The organism is Pseudosulfitobacter pseudonitzschiae (assembly GCF_002222635.1).
GTDB lineage: Bacteria > Pseudomonadota > Alphaproteobacteria > Rhodobacterales > Rhodobacteraceae > Pseudosulfitobacter > Pseudosulfitobacter pseudonitzschiae_A.
The window spans coordinates 3334265-3356373 of the sequence record NZ_CP022415.1 but is presented as its reverse complement, the minus strand read 5'-3'; the positions used below and the strand labels follow the sequence as shown (position 1 = coordinate 3356373).

General features: G+C 60.1%; 19 protein-coding genes. 10 read left to right on the top strand and 9 right to left on the bottom strand.

The annotated features are described in order from the left end of the window. From sthA to SULPSESMR1_RS16440, 5 genes are read left to right on the top strand one after another with little or no spacing between them, the layout of a single operon-like run. Positions 1-1425 carry a Si-specific NAD(P)(+) transhydrogenase gene (sthA, locus tag SULPSESMR1_RS16460; protein ID WP_089421849.1) on the top strand — a complete coding sequence of 475 codons (1425 nt, stop codon included), beginning with the start codon at positions 1-3 and terminating at the stop codon, positions 1423-1425. After that, the gene (locus tag SULPSESMR1_RS16455; protein ID WP_089421848.1) at positions 1422-1871 is read left to right on the top strand and encodes a YaiI/YqxD family protein; all 450 of its coding nucleotides are present in this window, start codon (positions 1422-1424) and stop codon (positions 1869-1871) included. The genes sthA and SULPSESMR1_RS16455 overlap by 4 nt, the downstream gene beginning before the upstream one ends. Positions 1872-1918: 47 nt before the next feature. Then, a complete protein-coding gene (locus tag SULPSESMR1_RS16450) occupies positions 1919-2539 on the top strand; it encodes an HAD family hydrolase (RefSeq protein WP_089421847.1) in 621 nt (206 codons plus the stop codon). Further along, positions 2536-3456: an ornithine cyclodeaminase family protein gene (locus SULPSESMR1_RS16445; protein WP_089421846.1), complete on the top strand. Its 921-nt coding sequence runs from the start codon at positions 2536-2538 to the stop codon at positions 3454-3456. The genes SULPSESMR1_RS16450 and SULPSESMR1_RS16445 overlap by 4 nt, the downstream gene beginning before the upstream one ends. After that, complete coding sequence (locus SULPSESMR1_RS16440) at positions 3456-4376, top strand: alpha/beta fold hydrolase (RefSeq protein ID WP_089421845.1); 921 nt, start codon at positions 3456-3458, stop codon at positions 4374-4376. Before SULPSESMR1_RS16445 ends, SULPSESMR1_RS16440 begins: the two co-directional genes overlap by 1 nt. Here the strand turns inward: SULPSESMR1_RS16440 and SULPSESMR1_RS16435 are convergent. Then, positions 4373-5569 carry an MFS transporter gene (locus SULPSESMR1_RS16435; RefSeq protein ID WP_240311478.1) on the bottom strand — a complete coding sequence of 399 codons (1197 nt, stop codon included), beginning with the start codon at positions 5567-5569 and terminating at the stop codon, positions 4373-4375. The two genes, SULPSESMR1_RS16440 and SULPSESMR1_RS16435, sit on opposite strands and share 4 nt — an antisense overlap. A gap of 205 nt (positions 5570-5774) precedes the next feature. Here SULPSESMR1_RS16435 and zapE point away from each other — a divergent pair, with 205 nt between their 5' ends. After that, the gene (zapE, locus tag SULPSESMR1_RS16430; protein WP_089421843.1) at positions 5775-6842 is read left to right on the top strand and encodes a cell division protein ZapE; all 1068 of its coding nucleotides are present in this window, start codon (positions 5775-5777) and stop codon (positions 6840-6842) included. A 32-nt stretch (positions 6843-6874) separates the two neighbouring features. Here the strand turns inward: zapE and SULPSESMR1_RS16425 are convergent, their stop codons facing one another. The 4 genes from SULPSESMR1_RS16425 to SULPSESMR1_RS16410 are packed head-to-tail and all read right to left on the bottom strand — an operon-like array spanning position 6875 to position 13166. Beyond that, a complete protein-coding gene (locus SULPSESMR1_RS16425; protein WP_089421842.1) occupies positions 6875-8149 on the bottom strand; it encodes a bifunctional folylpolyglutamate synthase/dihydrofolate synthase in 1275 nt (424 codons plus the stop codon). Then, on the bottom strand, positions 8146-9105 hold the full coding sequence (gene accD, locus SULPSESMR1_RS16420) for an acetyl-CoA carboxylase, carboxyltransferase subunit beta (protein ID WP_089421841.1): 960 nt from the start codon (positions 9103-9105) through the stop codon (positions 8146-8148). Before accD ends, SULPSESMR1_RS16425 begins: the two co-directional genes overlap by 4 nt. Positions 9106-9165: 60 nt before the next feature. Next, positions 9166-10071 carry a CPBP family intramembrane glutamic endopeptidase gene (locus tag SULPSESMR1_RS16415; protein ID WP_089421840.1) on the bottom strand — a complete coding sequence of 302 codons (906 nt, stop codon included), beginning with the start codon at positions 10069-10071 and terminating at the stop codon, positions 9166-9168. Next, positions 10068-13166 (bottom strand): ABC transporter transmembrane domain-containing protein, encoded by a 3099-nt coding sequence (locus SULPSESMR1_RS16410; protein WP_089421839.1) that lies wholly within the window; start codon positions 13164-13166, stop codon positions 10068-10070. The genes SULPSESMR1_RS16415 and SULPSESMR1_RS16410 overlap by 4 nt, the downstream gene beginning before the upstream one ends. Positions 13167-13378: 212 nt before the next feature. On the opposite strand from SULPSESMR1_RS16410, the gene ilvD reads away from it, so the two are divergent. The 4 genes from ilvD to SULPSESMR1_RS16390 all read left to right on the top strand — a co-directional run bounded on the left by ilvD (position 13379) and on the right by SULPSESMR1_RS16390 (position 16985). Continuing rightward, the gene (ilvD, locus tag SULPSESMR1_RS16405) at positions 13379-15142 is read left to right on the top strand and encodes a dihydroxy-acid dehydratase (protein ID WP_089421838.1); all 1764 of its coding nucleotides are present in this window, start codon (positions 13379-13381) and stop codon (positions 15140-15142) included. Continuing rightward, on the top strand, positions 15123-15719 hold the full coding sequence (locus SULPSESMR1_RS16400; protein WP_089421837.1) for a hypothetical protein: 597 nt from the start codon (positions 15123-15125) through the stop codon (positions 15717-15719). Before ilvD ends, SULPSESMR1_RS16400 begins: the two co-directional genes overlap by 20 nt. Positions 15720-15875: 156 nt before the next feature. Next, a complete protein-coding gene (locus tag SULPSESMR1_RS16395; protein ID WP_089422375.1) occupies positions 15876-16598 on the top strand; it encodes a DUF6478 family protein in 723 nt (240 codons plus the stop codon). Between the two features lie 15 nt (positions 16599-16613). Beyond that, positions 16614-16985 carry a hypothetical protein gene (locus SULPSESMR1_RS16390; RefSeq protein WP_089421836.1) on the top strand — a complete coding sequence of 124 codons (372 nt, stop codon included), beginning with the start codon at positions 16614-16616 and terminating at the stop codon, positions 16983-16985. A gap of 6 nt (positions 16986-16991) precedes the next feature. Here SULPSESMR1_RS16390 and SULPSESMR1_RS16385 read toward each other — a convergent pair whose 3' ends face one another. From SULPSESMR1_RS16385 to gpmI, 4 genes are all read right to left on the bottom strand, one after another. Then, positions 16992-17777, bottom strand: coding sequence for a crotonase/enoyl-CoA hydratase family protein (locus tag SULPSESMR1_RS16385; protein WP_089421835.1), 786 nt, complete (start codon positions 17775-17777; stop codon positions 16992-16994). Positions 17778-17952: 175 nt separating this feature from the next. After that, a complete protein-coding gene (locus SULPSESMR1_RS16380; protein ID WP_089421834.1) occupies positions 17953-19284 on the bottom strand; it encodes a S41 family peptidase in 1332 nt (443 codons plus the stop codon). Between the two features lie 6 nt (positions 19285-19290). Then, positions 19291-20421 (bottom strand): murein hydrolase activator EnvC family protein, encoded by a 1131-nt coding sequence (locus SULPSESMR1_RS16375; RefSeq protein ID WP_089421833.1) that lies wholly within the window; start codon positions 20419-20421, stop codon positions 19291-19293. Then, positions 20418-21929, bottom strand: coding sequence for a 2,3-bisphosphoglycerate-independent phosphoglycerate mutase (gene gpmI / locus SULPSESMR1_RS16370; RefSeq protein WP_089421832.1), 1512 nt, complete (start codon positions 21927-21929; stop codon positions 20418-20420). Before gpmI ends, SULPSESMR1_RS16375 begins: the two co-directional genes overlap by 4 nt. Positions 21930-22109: the final 180 nt, after the last annotated feature.

Genomic DNA, 22109 nt, shown 5'->3' with positions numbered 1-22109 from the left:
ATGTCGCATTACGATCTCGTTATCATCGGATCCGGCCCCGCAGGCCGGTCCGCTGCAATTCAGGCGGGCAAGTTGAAACGGCGCGTTCTGGTCATTGACCGGCGCGACCGTTTGGGTGGCGTGTCGGTTCACACCGGCACGATCCCGTCCAAGACCCTGCGCGAAACCGTGCTGAACCTTAGTGGTTGGCGCGAGCGCAGCTTCTACGGACGCGCCTACCGCGCACGGCAGGACATCGGGGCAGAAGACCTTCGGGCGCGGCTGCACATGACACTGGATTACGAGGTGGACGTACTGGAACACCAGTTCGCCCGAAACCACGTTGAAACGCTGCATGGTGCCGCGCGATTTATCGACCCGCATACCATCGAGGTAGATACCGAAGCGGGCAAGAAAACCCGGATCACATCCGACAAATTCCTGATAACCACCGGAACGCGCACCTACCGGCCCGACAATGTGCCGTTCAACGGGCGCACCGTTGTAGACAGTGACGAATTCCTCGACATGCAAGAGATTCCGCGCAGTCTGATCGTCATCGGCGCAGGCGTGATCGGGGTGGAATATGCCACGATGTTCTCGGCGCTGGATGTTCGGGTCACGCTGGTCGAGCCGCGCGACAGCTTTCTTGATTTCATCGACACCGCCACCATTCAGGAGTTCATGCACGAGATTCGCGAAAACGGCGTCGATCTACGGTTGGGCTCTGCCGTCGATAGAATCGAAGACGCAGGCACCCACATCGAAGTCAGCCTGTCGAACGGTCGCCATGTGCGCGGCGAAATGCTGTTGTTTGCCGCCGGACGCATGGGCGCGACCGACCGGCTGAATACCACAGCGGCGGGGCTTGAAACAGACCATCGCGGGCGGCTGACAGTCACGCGCAAAACCTATCAGACCAATGTGCCGCATATTTATGCAGCCGGCGATGTGATTGGTCACCCCTCACTGGCTTCGACCTCGCTGCAACAGGGGCGCGTTGCCGCCTGTCATGCGCTGGATACGCCCACGTTGGAGGAAAGCCCGTGGTTTCCCTATGGTATCTATTCGGTTCCCGAAATCAGCACCTGCGGCATGTCCGAAGAAGAGATGCAGGAACGCGGCATCGCCTATGAGGTCGGCATCGCGCGGATGCGGGAAACCTCGCGCGGGCACATCATGGGGTTGGAACACGGGATGCTGAAAATGCTGGTCAGCCTGAAAACCCGTCGCGTGCTGGGCGTTCAGATCGTCGGCGAAGGTGCAACCGAACTGATCCACATCGCGCAGGCGGTGCTGAACCTGAAAGGAACGGTCGACTACTTCGTGCAGAACACCTTCAATTATCCAACTTTGGCAGAGGCTTACAAGATCGCTGGTCTTGACGCCTTTAACCGGATGCCGATACCCGAGCAATTCAAGGCACCGCGCAAGGCTGCCAAATGAGCCTGTATATCGACGCCGATGCTTGCCCCGTAAAAGCCGAATCCGAACGGGTTGCCACGCGCCATCGCCTGAAGATGTATGTCGTGTCCAACGGTGGTCTGCGCCCGTCGCAAAACCCGCTGGTGGAAACCGTGATCGTCCCCGAAGGGCCGGACATCGCCGATATGTGGATCGCAGACCGCGTAGGCCCCGGCGATGTGGTCGTAACAGGTGACATTCCACTGGCCGCCAAATGCGTCGAGGCAGGCGCGCAGGTGCTGAAACACAACGGCGAGCCGCTGACGCAGGCCAACATCGGCAACGTGCTGGCCACCCGTGACCTGATGACCGACCTGCGCAGCGCAGATCCCTTTCGCCAAGGCGGCGGCAAAGGCTTTACAAAGGCAGACCGCTCACGTTTTCTGGACGCACTGGAGCGGGCGATACGCGCCGCCGCAAAGTCATAAGGCGCCCGTGTCCGACAGCGGATACCGGCGCGAGAAAGGCAAGACCTATGACCATCAAGGCCGTCGTGTTCGACATTGGAAACGTGTTGATCGAGTGGCAACCCGAGCGGTTCTTTGACAGCGTGATCGGCGGCCAACGCCGCCGCGAAATGTTCGCAAACGTCGACCTGCACGGCATGAACGACCGTGTGGATATGGGCGAGAACTTTACCGACATGGTCATGGCAACAGCCGACGCCAATCCCGACTGGGCCCCCGAGATTCGCCTGTGGCACGACCGCTGGATCGACATGGCCGCCCCTGCCATCGACCGGTCCGTGCGACTGATGAAGGCGCTGCAGGCCAAGGGCACGCCTGTGTTTTCGCTGACAAACTTCGGCATCCAAACCTATGATATCGCAGCGCGGGTCTATCCGTTCATGCGCGAATTCGACCGCGACTTTATCTCGGGGCACATGGGTGTGATCAAACCCGACCCGCAGATTTTCCAGATGCTGGAAGACGAAAGCGGCCTGTCGGGTGACGCACTGATCTTTACCGATGATCGCGCCGACAACATCGCCTCGGCCAAGGCGCGCGGCTGGAACACGCACCTGTTCTCAGACCCCGCAGGTTGGGCCGACCGGCTGATCGCCGAAGGGTTGCTGAGCGAGGAGGAAGCGCAATGAGCCCTATTCCCATCATCCCCTTCACCGAGGGCGAGGCTTTGCTGGACTGGATCGGCCTGACCGATGCGCTGGCAGCTAGTCACAAACTACCCCCCGCCGAGATTAGCGATACGTTCCTCTACCGTGACCCCGACACGCTGCTGAACCGCGCGGCGTGGGTTGACGGGTTGGGGATTGCGGTGAAATCGGCCACGATCTTTCCGGGCAATCCGGCCAAGAGCAAACCGATGGTGAACGGCGGTGTCACGCTCTATTCCGACGCGGACGGCACGCTTGAGGCGATTGTCGATTTCCACCTTGTAACCAAGTGGAAAACCGCTGGTGACAGCCTGACCGCCGCCCGCCGTCTGGCCCGCCCCGACAGCGAAAATATCCTGATCGTCGGGGCCGGCACGGTGGGCCACAGCCTGCACGCCGCCTATTCCGCGGCCTTTCCCCATGCCCGCTTCACCGTCTGGAACCGCACCCGCGCCAATGCTGACAAAATGGCCCAAGAAATCGACGGCCTGCAAGTGGCCGACGATCTGGAGGCCGCCATCCGCGCCGCCGACATTATTACCAGCGCCACCATGTCCACCGAACCGCTGATTATGGGCGACTGGCTTCGGGCGGGCCAGCATGTCGATCTGATCGGCGCCTACCGCCCCGACATGCGCGAGGTCGACGACGCGGCCCTGCAAAAATCACGGGTCTTCGTCGACAGTTTCGACACCACCATCGGGCACATCGGTGAGATCAATATCCCGCTGGAAAGCGGCGCAATCACCCGCGACCATCTGCTTGCCGACTATTATGATATGGACGCGTTCACGCGCACATCCGACGATGAAATCACCTTGTTCAAGAACGGCGGCGGGGCGCATCTGGATCTGATGACCAGCCGTTATATCCTTGACCGCTGGAATGCAGACACCTGATGTATTGGGTGCTAATCCTGCTGGTGGCGCTGATCGCCATTCCGGTTGTGATCGAACGGATGCGCGCGCACATGGGGCCCGATGGCCGCCAGAATGCACCGGGCAAATTCGCCACTTTGTCGCGCGGTGTCGTGCATTATGCGTGGCTTGGACCTGTGCGCGGGCCGGTTTGTGTTTGCATACACGGGCTGACCACATCCTCCTATGTTTGGGGCGGGCTGTCGCGCGGGCTGGCTTTGCTGGGCTTTCGCGTGCTGATCTTCGACCACTACGGGCGCGGTTATTCCGACCGGCCCACGGGCCCGCATGACGATGCGTTCTATCTGACCGAGCTGGAAGAGTTGCTGACCCATGAAAACGTCGGCGGTGACATCACACTGATCGGCTATTCCATGGGCGGGGCGATTGCCACGCTGTTCGCTGCTGCCCACCCCGACCGCCTGCGCCAGTTGATCCTGCTTGCCCCTGCAGGCATGGGCCTTGTACGCACACGGCTTAGCCGGTTCATCGTGCAAACGCCGGTGATCGGCGATTGGTTGATGCTGGCCTTGTTCCCGCGTCAGCTGCGCAAGGGAATCAGGACCGACACGACCAGCAAAACCCAAGTGGAAAACATTGGCAAAATGCAGTTGGCCGAACTGAACCGGCGCGGCTTTGTGCCCGCCGTTCTGTCCAGCTTACGCGGCGTACTTAACCGCAGTCAGAAAGCCGAACACCAGATCATCCACCGCGCGGGCATTCCGGTGCTTGCGATCTGGGGCCGCGAGGATACCGTTATTGCAATGTCATCGGTTGGCCTGCTGGCCGAATGGAGCCGGAATGCCCACCAAGAAGTGATCGACGGCGCAACCCATGCGCTGCCCTATACTCATGCGGATCAGGTCTTGCAGATCATTTGCGACAACCCGCCAAAGCTTTAAACCGCTGGCTTTGCCATCAGGCCGTTGCCCAAAACACGCTCGCGGATTGGCAGGTGGACGATTGCGCTGAACGCACCGACACCCACGCCGATCCACCAGACCATCGTGTAATCGCCCGTGATGTCGTACATCCGACCGCCCAGCCAGACACCCAGAAAACTACCCAACTGGTGGCTAAAGAACACGATACCGTACAGCGTGCCCATATAGCGCAGGCCGTAAATATGCGCGACCAACCCCGAAGTCAGCGGAACCGTGGCAAGCCACAGCGCCCCCATCCCGACCGAAAAAAGGATCACCGACAGCGGCGTAATCGGCAGCAGGATAAACAGCGCCGCGATCACTGTGCGGCCCACATAGATGCCCGCCAGAAGGTATTTCTTGGAAAACCGTTTTCCCGCCCAACCTGCGGCCAGCGTGCCCGCAATATTGGCCATCCCGATCAGCGAAATCGCAACGGCCCCCAGCGCCGAGGTGCTGGTGATGCCGATATTATGCAGCACCCCACCCGGCAGGATCGGCCCGCACAGTTCGGTGACAAAGGCAGGAAAATGCGCCGTGATAAAGCCCAGTTGATAGCCGCAGCTGAAGAACCCCAGAAAGATCAGCGTAAAGGATGGATCACGAAAGGCTTTGAGCAGAATTTCCCCCATGCTTTCTTCCAGTTCGGCCTTGGTTGCCGTGACTGGCGCGCGCATCAGTGGCAGTGCCAGCAGCATTGCCAGAATTGTGCCCGCAAAGGTCACGAACACCATCTGCCAGCTCATCATCGTCAGCAGCCATTCCGCCACCGGCGCACCAAAAACCTGCCCCGCACTTCCCGCTGCCGTGGCAATGGCCAGCGACATCGACCGGTTGTCGTCGCTTGCCGCGCGGCCCACCACCGCAAGAATAACACCAAATCCGGTGCCTGCGATGCCAAAGCCCACCAGCCACGCATAGGCCTGATGCTCAAGCGGGGTAGTCGAACCTGCGGACAGAACCAGCCCGACGGCATAAAGCACCGCACCGAACACGATTGCTTTGCGGTCGCCGATTTTTTCCGCGATGGCCCCGAATATCGGCTGGCCGATGCCCCACGCAAGGTTCTGGATTGCAATGGCCAGCGAAAATTCGGTTCTTAACCATCCGAATTCGGCCGCAATCGGAATCTGGAACACACCAAAGGACGCGCGAACCGCAAAGCTGACCATGATGATAAAGCAGCCGACCAAAAGGACGGGCGTGAAAAGAGATGTGCGGGTAGTCACAGGGATGCTCCGGTTCCGGGTTGCGCAAACTCTAGGCATTTCCCGACAACGGTCAAATCAGCAATTTTGTTCGTCACGTCACGAAATTTGATGTGACGCGACACGCCCCTACGCTTTTCAACGGCCAAACGCTCGGCTAAGCCAAGGCATGACCAAGTTCAGCACCATTTACGCGCAGTTAACCGCCGACGGCACGCTGCAATCCGATCCCGCCCAAGTGGCGGTAATGGATGAATTTGACCGCATCCAAAAGGCGCTGAACACGCCGGTGAAAACAGGCTGGTTCCGCAAAGCACCCGAAGCGCCCAAGGGGCTGTATCTGTGGGGCGGCGTCGGACGGGGCAAGTCGATGTTGATGGACCTGTTTGTGCAGCACATCGATGACGTACCTGCGCGGCGGGTGCATTTTCACGCCTTCATGCAGGAAATCCATGCCGCGCTGCACAAGGCCCATCAAAATGGCGTCGAGGATGCCGTGGCCCCCGTCGCGAAAAAGGTGGCCGAAAGCGTACGGCTGCTGGCCTTTGACGAGATGCAGATTACCGACATCACCGATGCGATGATCGTGGGGCGGTTGTTTCGTGCGCTGTTTGAAGCAGGCGTATGCGTTATTACAACCTCCAACCGTCATCCGGACGAGTTGTACAAAAACGGGCTGAACCGGCAGTTGTTCCTGCCCGCCATCGACTTGATCAAACAAAAGACGGTGGTGCACGAAATGGTCAGCCCGCGCGACTATCGTCAGGATCGTCTGGCAGGCGAAGAGCGGTTTTTTACCCCCATCTCGGAGGAAACACGCGCCACGATGGATGCGGTCTGGCGCGATCTGACAGGCGGCGAAGCCGAGCCGCTGGTCTTGCGGATCAAAGGGCGTGAAGTCGAACTGCCCGCCTATCGCAGCGGCATCGCGCGCGCACCGTTCTATGACCTGTGCGGTAAGCCCTTGGGGCCTGGCGATTATCTGGTGATTGCCGACGCCGTGCGGGTGCTGATGATCGACAACATCCCGCGTCTGTCACGCAGCAATTTCAACGAGGCCAAGCGGTTCGTTACCCTGATCGACGCGCTCTACGAGGCTAGGGTCAAGCTGATTGCCTCTGCCGCCGCCATGCCCGAAATGCTCTATGTCGAGGGCGAAGGCACCTTTGAATTCGAACGCACCGCATCGCGCCTGCGCGAGATGATGGCCGCCGACTGGGGACAGCCCGAGACCTAATGCGGGGCAAACCCGCCGGACCGGACAGGTGTTCAGCCGTTGTCGCGCAGAATATTTCCCGCCAGATACAGCGAGCCGCAAATCAGCACACGCGCTTGGGGGTCTGCGGTCAGGATTGCGTCCAAAGCAGCGCCTACGCTGTCGGCAGTGCCGGCCCGCAATCCTGCTTTTGTTGCGGCTTCGGCGGTGGTTGCTGCGGGCAAGGTGTTCGTCTCGCCGGGGATCGACACGGCGGTCAGACTGGCGGCATGCGCCGCCAACGGACGCAGATAGCCGCCGATGTCCTTGGTGTTCAGCATGCCGCAGATCAAATGTGTGCGCCGGTCGGGCAAGTTGGCAAGCACATGCGCCAATGCCTCGCCTGCCGCCGGATTGTGTCCGCCGTCCAGCCACAATTCGGCAGCGCCTGCACGCTCGGCCAGCGGCCCCGTGCGCAGCCGCTGCATCCGCGCGGGCCATTGCGCACCGGTGACAGCGGCAGTGCAGGCAGCCTCGTCCATGCCCAGATCGCGCAACACCATCAGCGCCGCGCCTGCGTTCTGGATCTGATGCGCCCCGATCAGATTGGGCAAGGGCAGATCCAGCAGGCCGCCGTCGTCCTGAAATGCCATGCGCCCGTGATCAGGTCCGATGTGCCAGTGCTGGCCATAGACCATCAGCGGCGCGCCCAGACGGGCGGCGACGCCTTCGATCACATCCAGCGCGGCGGCGTCCTGCGGTCCAACCACGCAGGGCACGCCGCGTTTGATAATTCCCGCCTTTTCGCCCGCAATCTGGGCCAATGTGTCGCCCAGAAACTGCTGGTGATCTATGCTGACCGGCGTAATCACCGTCATCGCAGGTTTTTCGATCACATTGGTGGCGTCCAGACGTCCGCCCAGACCCACCTCAAGCAAAGTGTAATCCGCAGGGGTGCGCGCAAAGGCAAGGATCGCGGCGATGGTCGTAATCTCGAAATAAGTGATCGTTTCGCCGTTGTTGGCCGCATAACACTCGTCCAGAACCGCGCTCAGCGCGTCCTCGGAAATCAGTTCACCTGCCAGCCGGATACGTTCGTGAAATCGCGCCAGATGCGGCGAGGTATAAGCATGTACACGCTTGCCTGCCGCCTCAAGCCCTGCGCGGATCATCGCCTGAGTCGATCCTTTGCCGTTGGTGCCCGCAATGTGAATTACCGGCGGCAGATCGTTCTGCGGGTTGCCCAGCGCATCCAGCAAACGCCAGACACGGTCCAGCGTCAGGTCGATGATCTTGGGGTGCAGCGCCATCATCCGTTGCAGGATGACATCAGAACCGTCCGCGGTCATTTTTTGGATGATGTCGGCGCAGGCTGCGCCGCAGGCGTCGGGGCAGAAGTGGTTTTGGGTGCTTCGATGGCCGGTTCGGGTGCGGGCAAATCGCCTTTGACAGCGGGCGGCAGCCCCAAAAGCATACGAGTGATCGTAATCAACTCGTCACGCAACTCGGTGCGTGGGGTCACGCGATCCAGCATCCCGTGGTCCAGCAGATATTCGGCACGCTGGAACCCCTCGGGCAGTTTTTCGCGAATGGTCTGTTCAATCACACGCGGCCCTGCAAAGCAGATCAACGCATTGGGTTCGGCAATATGCACGTCGCCCAGCATCGCATATGACGCCGTCACGCCACCCGTGGTCGGGTGGGTCAGCACGACGATATAGGGCAGATTCGCCTCTTTCAGCATCTGCACGGCAACCGTGGTGCGGGGCATTTGCATCAGCGACAGGATACCTTCCTGCATGCGCGCACCACCGGCGGCGGAAAACAGAATCAGCGGCCGCTTCAGCTTTACCGCCTCTTCGGCGGCGGCAATGATCGCGTTGCCAACGTACATGCCCATAGAACCTGCCATGAAGGTAAAGTCCTGCGCGCAGGCCACAATGGGAGTGCGCCCGATCTCGCCTGTGGCGACCAACATCGCCTCGGCTTCACCGGTGGCCTTCTGGGCGGCTTTCATCCGGTCGGGGTATTTCTTTTGATCGCGAAAATGCAGCGGGTCGGTGTTGGGCGTCGGCACGCTGACCTGTGTAAAGATACCGCCATCGAACAGTGCACGAAAGCGGTCGCGCGGAGTGATATTCATGTGGTGGCCGCAATTGGTGCAGACGTTCAGATTGTCGCTAACCTCGCGGTGGAACAGCATGGTGCCGCACTCATCGCATTTGGTCCACAGATTGTCCGGTGTCTCGCGACGCGAAAAAATCGAGTTGATCCGGGGCCGGACGTAGTTGTTGATCCAGTTCATGTGTGCACTTTCTGCTGGCCTGTTGGTCCCCCAGATAATGCCCAAGACCGACAATTGCAATCAACGGCGCAGGGTAAGACGCACGGCCAGCCAGCTGGTCAGCATGATCCCGAAGTCTACCGGCAACCATTGCGCCACCGCAGCTTCATCCGCCAACGAGAACGGCATCAGATACAGCGCAAGGCCAGACAGATCATCGGGCATTGCCGTAAGCACCATAGCAATTACGTTATTGATGAAATGCACAGCAATCGCAGGGCCAAGAGTGCCGGACCGCGCGGTCAGATCGGCCATCAACAGGCCAAAGATGCCTGCCCAAGCCACGATCCAGATTGCATTGCCGCCCGCCACCGCGGGCGCATAATGGCCCAGCGCGAACAATGCCGACGGCAGCACCATCCACACCAGCGGAGACGCAAACCGCGCGGCCAGTTGCTGCTGGAGATAGCCGCGAAACAGAAGTTCTTCGGCGCTGACCTGCACCAGAACCGCCAAAAGCGACAGGGGCAGCAATCCGGCCCACAGGCCAACGGGCAGCCCTGGCAGCATCGGCGGCTCCATCCCCCAAGGCGGCAAAATCCACAACGCACCAGACAGCACCACCACTGCCACCGCAGCCTGCTGAAACTGTTTCGCAAAAGGGCGCAACGGACCCAGCAGGGTCAGGACAGAGCGGTTGTGAACCATCGCCACAACCAGCGCCAGCGTCAGGGTCATCGCGCCAAAGCTGAACAGCAGGGCAAACATGGCAAAGGGCGTGCTGCCGCTTTGCAGTTCTTCGGCAAAGGCCGTTGCATCGTCGGGTACATACAACGCAATCAGCGTGTCGTAGAAAAATTGGGCCAGCACGATATAACCGGCGCCGCCCAACACCAACCCCACGGCCAACCGCCACAGCTGGGCACGCGCCCGCGCCGGAGCGACAAACGTCTGATGCGGTGCATAGGCGGCAAGTGGACGGATCATTCTTCATCCTCCAGCGAGGGCACCACCGGCCCGCGCGGTTCGGTCAGGTCCAGCCGTGCGTCGCGTAACAGGTCTGCAGCCCCGCTCAGATGGGTGCCGACGCTTTGCAACAGTTGCAGCAGCACGCCGGTGTCATTCTCGTAAACGGCGCGGAACTCTTCGGCGCCCAGCCGCAGGAATTTGCCGTCGGTCGTGGCGGTCAAATCCATCTGGCGTGGCTCGTTCAGGATAATCGACAAATCACCGATCACCCTACCCGGATTGACGGTGGTCACCGGATGGCTTTTGCCCTCCGCGTCACGGTAACTCATCAGAGCCTGCCCGGAGACGCACAGATAAGCAGCATCCGCGGGTTCCATGGTCGAGAAAATCCGCTGACCCGCCTCTACGGGATACCATTGTGCAGCAAAGGCCAGCAGACGCTGGTTGCGCGCATCCATTTTCCCGAACAGTTCGGTACGTCCGATCACCCGCAGTTTGCGCCGCAGATCATCCGCGCCGGAACTGGTTTCGTCTTCGCTGTCGTTGGTCAGGATGCCGTCGATGCGCCCGTTCCTGATCTCGACGAACAAGTCATAAGCATCCGGGTTTTCAAAGGATTCCTCCATGAAAATCAGCGTCGACCGGGGCAGAAGGTCGCGCAAACCGCTGCGTGCAGAACGACGCTGCACGCTGTTGTGGCTGGCCAATGCGCGGTCCAGAACCAGAATGTCGGGCCGTTTGATTGCTGCACGACTGAAGGCCGCGCGTTCCTGAAACACTGTCGGAATCTTGATGCCGGCCAGACCTGTGGGAATGTCAAAGATGGTCTCGGCCACCAGCTCTTGCAGCCCTTCGTCGATCAGCAGCCCGCAGACCAGATCTTCGACCTCACTGGCCCGCGCCCCCGCCATCGCGGACACGCGGCCATACAATGCGTTTTCCAGAATCGTCAAAAGCGGTAGGTAGTTTTCCGGAGCGATGGGCACGAACATATCCGTCATCATCGTCCGCAGGGATGCGCCGTGTTCGCGGCGGATTTTCAGGATTTCATCCTTGAAGCTTTCGGGAAAAGCCGCGCCCAGCTGTTCAGCCGTCAGCGCAAAGGGCACGGTTAAAAGCAGCGCGAATTCGTCATCGCTCAGCGCCGCATCACCGCTCAAGCGGCGACGCTCGGCGATGTCGACCAACTGCTCGTACATCTCTTCTTCGATTCCCAGAGCAGTGAACAGCGGGTGGCTGGTGCCGTCCCGCCCAAATGTTTGCAGCAGAGTTTCCATCAGCGTCTGCGAAATCGCGATGCCCTGTTCGGCCAGCCCCTTCTCGGTGATCAGGCTCAGGAAACGGCCCTCGTCGACCAATGCCTGCTGGCTGATGCTGAACCTCGGGACCGCGAACAACAGGTTGCCGCCCAGCGGCAGCGACGGGTTGAACCGGTCCGGATAAAAGCGGTTGACCACTTCATCCAGACCAGAGGCGGCCAACCGGCGCTCGATCTCGGGGCGCAGGGCGACGATGGACTGGGCCAACTTCGGATGCTGGGCCAGATTGATGGCAGAAGCCATCATGCGGCGCACCATCTGGTCCTCGATGCCAACAGCATTGACCAGCTTGAACCACCATGCGCGGATCTCGCCGGGGTCGTTCAGACCAGCCAGTCCCGGATCGACCCAATCGGCACGCAGACTGTCCAGACTGTTGCCCGCCCGTCCCGCCTCGATGCCTGCGCGGTCCTTTTTGCCCGGGTCCCACAGCACTGTGCGCGGGCTGGTCATCAAGGGCATCAACAGATTGCTGCCCAACGTGCCGTCGAACAGATAGGGCCGCGAATGGGCATAGCCTATGCGCGCGGCGATCACCGCCTGATGCAGGTCTGCCAGATCGTGCCCCGACATGGTCACACGCCCCCGCGTCGGCGTCACCTCGCGCGTCAGAACTTCGGCCAGCGCGGTCCTTTCGATCTGGCTGGCAACCTGAATGGCAACCCGCGCACCCGCAGGGATGGTCAGGCTGATGTTCTCCAGCACCATGTTACTGTCCGCGTTGCGCACAGAGACCCCATCCAGCACGATGTCACCGTCCAGATGCGGAATGGTCTTGGGCGCTCCTTCGAATTTGTCGGCATCAATCAACCCTTTGGGATCAAAGCGTTCGGTCACAACCTCCCAGCGCACCGACATATCCTGCACTTGGTTGTAATAAGTCAGCAGTTCTTTCCACGGACTTGACAGGTCTTTGTAGGCGGCAAGGGCTGCAACCAGCGCCCCCACCGAAATCTGGCCTTTGATCGCCAGATAGCCGCCCACGGAATAGAAAAAGAACGGCGTCAGCTGGGTAATGAAGTTATTGAGAAACTTCATGAAAAATTTCTTTTGGTAAATCTTGTAGCGGATATCGAACAACCGCCCCAACCGGTCGGTGAACTGTGCCAACCGGTAGCGCCAGCCGCCATTGGTGCGCAGATCGGTTACACCTGCCGCACTTTCCCCGATTTCCGAGGACAGCGCGCGCACTTCGACGATCCGCGCCTTGTTCAGCACATTGATCTGCCGTTGCAGCATCGGTATCAGCCACGCCTGCAATGGAATCAGCGCAACACCGGCCAGCCCGAACCAGATGCTTTGCGCAAACAGGAACACCACGATGATCACCATCTGCCCCGCCTGAAACACCGGTTGCGCCAGCGCATCGCCCATCAGCCCGCCCATCGGCTCGGCCTCGGACGTGACCATGCTGACCATTTCACCCTGCGATGTGGTGCGGAAATAGCTGCGCGGAAACCGCATCATGCGTGCGATCAACGTATAGCGCAGGCGGCGCAACATCCGTTCGGATACGATCCCTTTCATCGTGTTCAGGCGCATTTTCAGCAGGCCATGCACCAGCACGGCCAGCAGATAGAGGCCGCACAGCAACATCAGGAATTCGACTTGCGCCAGATCGACCCCCAACAGCGGTATGGTATCGGAATCGGCACCAATGGCGTCGTTGATGATCCGTTTGGGCAGTTCCAGCGTGGCGTAAAGAAACGGAAAAGTGACCAGCGTGACCAGCAGCAATAGCACCTGTTCGCGTTTGGAATATCTCCAGATGAAACTGAAAAGTGATGGTTCCATAGACCCGCCTAGGTTTGCCGCGCGGGCGCGAGGGAATTCAGTAGACAAAAGTATGTGCCGCAACAGGTTAAATCAAGCTGCGGCGCTGTGCGTCAGCGGCCTTGCATCTGTGCAATCATACAGCACGCGCCTGTTTTACTTATCTGCCTTGCATCTTGTACCTTAAACCGCCGCCCGTTATTGCAAAGACAACGCATCATCGGGAGGCCAAAATGCTCAAGGGCAAATTCGACAAATCCAAATTGCCAAGCCGTCATGTGACCGAGGGGCCCGAACGCGCGCCGCACCGGTCATATTATTATGCCATGGGCATGACCGAGCAGGAGATTCACCAGCCTCTGGTCGGTGTCGCTACCTGCTGGAACGAAGCGGCCCCTTGCAACATTTCGTTGAACCGTCAGGCCCAAGCGGTCAAGATGGGCGTCAAATCCGCCTTTGGCACGCCGCGCGAGTTCACCACGATCACCGTCACTGACGGCATCGCCATGGGCCACGAAGGCATGCGGTCGTCGCTGGCATCGCGCGAGGCGATTGCCGACACAGTCGAGCTGACAATGCGCGGCCACTGCTATGACGCGCTGGTCGGCCTTGCGGGTTGCGACAAATCGCTTCCGGGTATGATGATGGCAATGATCCGTCTGAACGTGCCGTCGGTCTTTCTCTATGGCGGGTCGATCCTGCCGGGCAAGGCACCGAACAACCCTGCGGTTCCAGCCGATTTCGCCAACCGTGACCTGACCGTTCAGGATATGTTCGAGGCGGTTGGTCGCCACCAGAACGGCGATATGTCCGACGCGGCGCTGGACGTTCTGGAACGCGTCGCCTGCCCGTCCGCCGGTGCCTGCGGTGGCCAGTTTACCGCCAACACTATGGCCTGCGTGTCCGAGGCAATCGGCCTTGCGCTGCCTAACTCCTCGGGCATGCCTGCACCCTACGAAAGCCGCGACCAATACGCCGAAGCGTCCGGTGCAGCGGTGATGAACCTGATCGAGAAAAACATCCGTGCCCGTGACATCGTCACGCGCCAGTCGTTGGAAAACGCCGCGCGCGTTGTGGCCTGCACCGGCGGGTCGACCAACGCGGGTCTGCACCTGCCCGCAATGGCACACGAGGCAGGCATCGACTTTTTCCTTGATGACGTCTGCGACATCTTCCGCGAGACGCCCTATTTCGTCGACCTAAAACCGGGCGGCCAATATGTGGCCAAAGACCTCTACGAGGCAGGCGGCATTTTTGTCGTGATGAAGGAACTGCGCAAAGCGGGCTTGATCCACGAAGATTGCATGACCGCCACCGGCTACTCCATCGGCGAAGAGCTGGACAAGATCGACCTCGAAGCAGACGGCAAGGTGATCTATCCGATCGAGACTCCGCTGACCAAAACCGGCGGCGTTGTCGGCCTCAAGGGCAACATCGCCCCCGAGGGTGCCATCGTGAAGGTTGCGGGCATGGAAGCCCAGCACCAGATCTTTACCGGTCCTGCACGCGTCTTCGAATGTGAACAAGATGCGTTCGAATCTGTACAGAAACGCACCTATGAAGAAGGTGACGTGTTCGTCATCCGCAACGAGGGCCCTTCGGGTGGTCCGGGTATGCGTGAGATGCTGGCGACCACCGCAGCCCTGTCCGGTCAGGGCATGGGCAAAAAGGTGGCGCTGATCACCGACGGTCGTTTCTCGGGTGCGACCCGCGGGTTCTGTGTGGGTCACGTCGGACCAGAGGCCGCACATGGCGGGCCGATTGCGTTCCTGAAAGATGGCGATGTGATCACCATCAACGCCATCGAGGGCACTATCAACGTGGCGCTAAGCGATGACGAACTGGAAGAGCGCAAGGCCAACTGGAAAGGCCCGCGTGAAACGATCTATGGCGCAGGTGCGCTGTGGAAGTATGCGCAACTGGTCGGTGCGACGTACAAAGGGGCGGTCACCCATCCCGGTGCCAAGCTTGAGCGGCATGAATATTGGGACCTGTAAAGGTGCCATCCTTGCGGGGCTGATCGCCCTTGCGGGATGTGATGTGGGCGGCGGCGCGACAAACGCGCCGCTGCGCGAAACAGCGATGGCCAATGGTTCCGTGACCCTTGTGGCGCCAGACGGCTTTTGTATCGACCGGCGCAGCCTGAAAGCTGACTTTGCGCTGCTGGCCCGCTGCGACACGCTGGGCGATCCGGACGGGGCCTTTGGCGCACCCTTGGGGCTGATCACCGTCAGCCTGACCAGATCCCCCGCAGACGCCCCGCCGATCACTGCTACAGCGATGCAGGCCGCCCTGTCCGATGGCACTGTCCTGGACAAGAAAGAGACCAGAGACACTGTTTTACTACAGGTTCAGGGTACCGAACCGGCCCGCAAGGGCCTGTCGGCCACCCACTGGCGCGGCGCCGGTCAGGTTGGGCCACATCGCATCGGTTTGGCGATATACGGGACCGACGACAGCGGCGCAATTGGCAGCGAAGGTGGCCGTATTCTGGATCAATTGATGCAACGCACCCGCGTGCGTGCAGCGACCCCTGTCACAGCCCTTGCGATTGCACCGACGACGCCTGACTAAATACCACAACCGCTGAAATTCGCGCCGCGCCTGCGATTGCCGGTTTATTTGATAGAAAGCTTTTCGTTAGATAGCGAAAGAGCAGCACCAGAGGCGAAACGGCCCGTGGCAGAAAACAAGATCAGTTTACTAGAGCGTTTGTCGCATAAACGTACCATGCGCCGCTGGGCGCGTGCCGCACGCAATGCAGGCAACGTGAACCTGCACACCCTGCGTCAGTTGCGTAACAGCGCACGGCTGATGCGGGCGCATATCGACAGGTTGATTCACACCGCCGACGAACGTCTGGCGCTGCCGGTGATCGGGTCGACCAGGTTTGCGAAACCACATAATTCGGATTGGGCATGGCGACCGGAACTTTGGCGCGGGCCGCTGCACAGGCCGGGCATGTCGTCGGTTCAGACAAAATCCATGCTGGGCAGCGAAGTGACCCTGTTTCACGACTGCAAGCTAAGCGAGTTGACCCTTCGCCAACTGCGCAACACCCGCGAGGAAGACATCGCGCCCTATGGTCTGCGCATGGACGTGTTCAGCTTTGACGGATCATTTCTGTCGCTGGTGGTGGACCTGCCCGAAGCGGCGGCAGAAGGTCTGCGTCGGACGCATTTGGTGCGCATGTCATGCATCGTCGAGATGGAAAAACCGCTGGAAATCTTCGCTCGGCTCAATATCAAACACGGCCCCAACACCGAACAGATCGTACGCGAATTGCCCTTGCATGAAGAAGACATCGTGGTTGAATTCGATCTGGCCTATTCCAACCTGAACGAAAAACGGGTGGAAAAAGTCTGGGTCGATCTGATCTTTGAAGGGCCCGAGATGAATCAGGTAATTTTGCGCGACCTTACATTCTCACGCCGCCCGCGCGCTGCCCTGTAACGAAAGGCCGAACTCATGAGCATTCTGACCGTCACAGGCACCAAGATCATCAACGGCATCTGGCAGGGCATCGTCAGTTCGGAAAGCACCGAGGTGCCGAAACTGGCCGTGCACAATCTGGATAAACCAGTTGCCAACGTGCAGCTGACCGAGGACCACGAACAGGGGCACTGGCTGTTGCAAGTGCCGATCCCCGCCGAGGCCATCACCGAAGGAGTTCAGACCTTTGTTATCACCGACGCCAAAGACGGCACCAAGCTGGCGCATTTTCACCTGATTGCGGGCGAAGTGCTGGGCGACGACATCCGCGCCGAAATAGACCTGCTGCGCGCCGAGCTGGACATGCTCAAGCGCGCCTTCCGTCGTCATTGTGTCGAAACGACCTAAACGGGATCAGTCCGGGCGCACGCGCGCCGCTGTACCTTTGGCAAAAGCATCCAGCCGGTCGCGCGAGGCTTCTTGGGTGTTGACGATGCCGGCCACCACGCTTTCAGCATAGGCCGCATCCAGTGCCGACATATTCTGCATGTGGCTGATGGCCGAACAGATTGCAAAATTTGACAGCGGCGGGTTCTGTGCTGCGGTGCGCGCCAGTTCCAGCGCCTTGGTTTGGCTGTCTTTTACGCGGTATTGGGCAAGCCCCACCTGCACGGCCTCGTCCTCTTTATAGACACGGCCCGTCAGCATCATGTCGATCATCCGCGCCTTACCCACCAGATCGGCCACGCGAATCGTTGCACCACCGCCAGTGAACAAACCACGCTGGCCTTCGGGCAGGGCGAAATAGGTTGTCGGGTCCATCACGCGCACATGGGCGGCTGACGCCAATTCAAGTCCACCGCCAACCACGGCCCCCTTCAGCGCTGCGATGATTGGGACGCCGCCATATTCCATCTTGTTGAATGCTTCGTGCCAGCGCAGGCACAGGTGCATAAAATCTTCGGGACGGCGGTTTTCGGTGTGGTGTTCAACCAAATCCAATCCGGCACAAAAATGATCACCCTGTGCGTTCAGAACAACCGCGCGAGCACCTTGGCGGGGCAACTTCGAAAACACCTGGATCAGCTCTTCGATGGTCTCGGCGTTCAGCGCATTGCGTTTGGCGGGGCGCGATAGCGTGACTTCGACGACGCCGTCATCGTGGGGGGTGATGGTCAGATTTTCGACGTCGAAATCCATAGTGTGTGCTCCTCGTGCAATTTGGCCCTGTGTGACCATTTTGCGGCGCGTCTGTCCACTGCGCCGTCGCGTCGGAACGTGGATTTCGGGCAACCGGAAGCCGTTGCAAATTCCGAATGTCATCCGCACCGAATGGAAAAAGGGCGGCACACCTGCGCCGCCCCCTTTTTGGCTATCAGTCTTTCGGACCCAGTGCCGAAAGACCTTTGAGGATGTCGATAGCATAGGCTAACTGGTAGTCCTCTTCGCGCAGTTCAGCCGCCGCTTCTGCCTTGGCGCGATCTTCCTGGATCTGGCGAATCTCGTCTTCGCTCAGACTGTCGTTGGTGATCGCACCGCGCAGATCAGCCTCGGAGCGCAACAGCGGTGGGCCGTCTTCCTCCTCGGTGTCGGGTTCGCGACGCGGTTGTTGCACAATGACGTCAGGGCTGACGCCCAGCGCCTGAATAGACCGGCCCGATGGCGTGTAGTACCGTGCCGTGGTCAAGCGCATTGCTCCGTCGCCCCGCAACGGCATGATGGTCTGAACCGACCCTTTGCCAAATGACTTGGTGCCTACGATGATCGCCCGACGGTGATCTTTTAGCGCACCGGCCACGATTTCGGACGCCGAGGCTGAACCGCCGTTGATCAGCACGACAATCGGCTTGCCCTGCGCCAGATCGCCCGGTGTGGCGTTGAACCGGTCGCCATCGGCAGGATCACGGCCACGGGTCGACACAATCTCGCCTTCTTCCAGAAAGGCGTCCGAAACTTTGATCGCTTGAGTCAACAGACCGCCGGGGTTGTTACGCAGATCAAGGACAAAGCCGTTGACGCTTTCGATGCCACCCAGTTTTTCGACTTCTTCGACCAGCTTCTCTTCGAGATTGGGGAAGGTTTTGTCGTTGAAAGTGGTAACACGCAGCACAACCGTTTCACCTTGGACCCTGGCGCGCACGGCTTGCAATTCGATGGTGTCGCGGATGATCGAGACGTCAAAGGGTTCTTGTTCACCTTCACGCGCCACGGTGATGATGATCTCGGAGCCAACTGGCCCACGCATCTTTTCAACGGCAGCATCAAGGGTCAAACCCAGAACGCTTTCGCCATCGACGTGGGTGATAATGTCACCCGCTTCGATACCTGCTTCGGCGGCAGGGGTGCCGTCGATGGGCGAGACGACTTTGACGAAGCCCTCTTCTTGCGTGACCTCGATGCCCAGCCCGCCGAATTCGCCGCTTGTTTGCACGCGCATGGCGGCGGCGTCATCGGGTGACAGATAGGACGAGTGCGGGTCAAGCGATGTCAGCATCCCGTCAATCGCTGCCTCGATCAGTTCGGCGGCGTCCACTTCCTCGACGTATTGCGAGCGGATGCGTTCAAAAATGTCGCCAAACAGATCAAGCTGTTCATAAACGCTGGAATTGCGGGTCGCTTCTTGCGCCAGCAGGGGGCCTGCGATTTGCGTCGTGGCGATTGCACCCGCCAATGTGCCACCCAGCGCGGCCATTACGAATTTTCTCATCAGACTTTATCCATCCTTACCTTGGCGGAACCACGAAGCCGGGTCCTGCGGAACGTTGTCTTGCCTTACTTCTATATAGAGCGTTTCTGAACGGGCAGTGCCAGAGGCATCACCATCCTGTGACATTCCAGTTGTCTCAGTCGCGGCAGAAAGTCCACCCATCAACCCGATTGGCGCGTCGGTGGCCACCACCTCGCCGGTTTCGACATAGACCGCACCCAGCCCTGCGAAAACGAACAGCGTATCGGGCTGCGGTTCCAGAATGACCACTTGCCCCAAGTCCAGCAGGGGCCCCTGATAGCGCACTGTTGCCGCAGTTGGTGCGGTGACCAGTGCGCCGGGGCGTGTGCCCAACAAGATGCCGGGGCGCGTGATGCCTGCGGCGTCGGCCTCATTTGCGCCGCGCAGGATCAGACCGCGTGCGGGCAGCGGCAGATCGCCGATACGGGCGGACAGATCGGGCAGGCTGATCAAGCTTTCGTCATGCGCAATATTGGCCACCCCCGTGGCAAAGGCATCCAGAGTTTCCGATGATTCGAGCAAAATGGCCGTATTCACCGGATCTTCGGTAAAGCGGCGCGGAAGGTCGGTACGCTCGGCCATCGCCTGTGACAGTGCGGTGCGGGCGGTTTGGACTTCGGTCAGGCCCTGTTGCATCTGCGCGGTAGCCTGCGTTTGGATCGCGCGCAGGTTCTGCACATCCTCCAGATCGCGACGCAGTCCGGCGGCACGCGCATTCAACGCCGGCGTCAGTTCCGCCAACAGCATCCCTGCGCGTGCGGTCCCAGTCGGGCCGTCAGGATGTAAAAACGAAGTGGGCGAGGGCGCGGCCCCGATGGTCTGCAAGGTGCCCAGAAAGCCCGCAACTTCACCGTCGCGTGCCGCCAGCTGCCGCGTCAGTTGCGTTTCGCGCAACGACGCGCGGCGCAGCCCGTCGCGCATTGCGGCCAGACCGGTTTCATAGGCCCGAATGGTGGCTGTCAGCGCCTTGATCCGGTCACGCGCACTCTCTGCATCGTCCAGTTGCACCGCTGCCTCTTGCAACTGCACCCCTGCTTTGCGGGCCAGTGCCGTGCCGTCCTGCGCCACCAGCATCGCTGGCCAGAAACAAGCCAAAAGGGCAAACACGCGGATCATTTCAGCAAAACGCTCCCCGTCATCTCGGCGGGCTGCTCCAACCCCATCAGATGCAGCAACGTCGGCGCAAGGTCGGCCAGCCGACCATCACTAAGTTCACCCTGCGCGCCGACCACGGCCACTGGCACAAGGTTCAGCGTGTGCGCCGTGTGCGGCCCACCGGTTTCGGGGTCGATCATCACTTCGCAGTTTCCGTGATCCGCCGTCACGATCATCGCACCGCCCACGGCTTCAAGTGCGGCCACAACCTGCGCCAGCCCGCGATCCACCGCTTCGCAGGCGGCAATCGCGGCATCCAGATCACCTGTGTGGCCGACCATATCTGGGTTGGCATAATTCACCACAATCAGATCATAGCCGTCGCCGATCGCCTGCACCAAATGCGCTGTGACCTCTTCCGACGACATCTCGGGTTGCACGTCATAGGTGGGGACATCTGGGCTTTTGGGCATGTAGCGGTCTTCGCCGTCCGCAGGCACCTCGACGCCGCCATTCAGGAAGAATGTCACATGCGGATATTTCTCGGTTTCGGCAATGCGGTACTGGCGCAGCCCGTGTTGGGCCACCCAAGCGCCCAGCGTGTTGACGATCGCGGGTTTGGGGTAAGCGGTCTGCATATAGGCGCTGTGCTGGTCCGAATATTCGGCCATCCCCAGCAGCCCCGCCCACTCGGGCCGCGTTCCTGCTTCAAATGCGTTGAAATCCGGCGCGCCGATCGCCGCCATGATTTCGCGCGCGCGGTCGGCGCGAAAGTTCAGACAGAACACACCGTCGCCATCCTGTGCGCCCTCATAATCGCCAATCACGGTGGCAGGGATAAATTCATCTGTGGTATCAGCAGCATAGGCCTGTGCTACGGCCTCTTGTGCATCAGTGGCGGCATTGCCTTTGGCATGTACAATGGCATCAAACGCCTTTTGCACACGGTCCCAGCGATTGTCACGGTCCATCGCAAAATAGCGACCCGTGACGGTTGCAATACTTGCCCCTGCGGGCAGCGCTTTGGTCAATGTCCGGAAATACCCTTGGGCGGACTTTGGCGCCACGTCGCGGCCATCAGTCAACGCGTGGATTTTTACGGTCAGGCCCGCATCGGCACAGGCTTGGGCGGCTGCAATCATATGAATCAGGTGGCCATGCACCCCGCCATCCGACACAACACCCATCAGATGCGCCGTACCACCCGCACCTTTGACCGCGCTAATAAACGCCTTCAATGCCCCGTTTTCAAAAAAGGAACCGTCCTCGATCGCCAGATCAATCTGGCCAAGGTCCATCGCAACCACGCGGCCTGCTCCGATATTGGTATGCCCCACCTCTGAATTGCCCATCTGTCCGGACGGCAGCCCCACATCGGGGCCGTGGGTGATCAACCTCGCGTTGGGGCAAGTCGCCAAAATCCGGTCGAACGTCGGCGTTTTTGCCAGCATAGGGGCATTTCCGGCAGAGTCCTCACGCAGACCCCAGCCATCAAGAATGCACAGAACAACGGGTTTTGGGGACATGATGCAGCGCGACCTTTATGACCATTTTGTGGCGTTCTAACGCAGCACACCGTCAGGGTGAACCGTTTTGAGCCGGATTGGCGGAATTGGACCGTGCCTTGGCGCTTAGAGACCTGATTTGCGTAGAAAACAGACCGGTGCATACCACACCGCGCGGCTCGGCAGGGCCTGATCCCCCTTGCA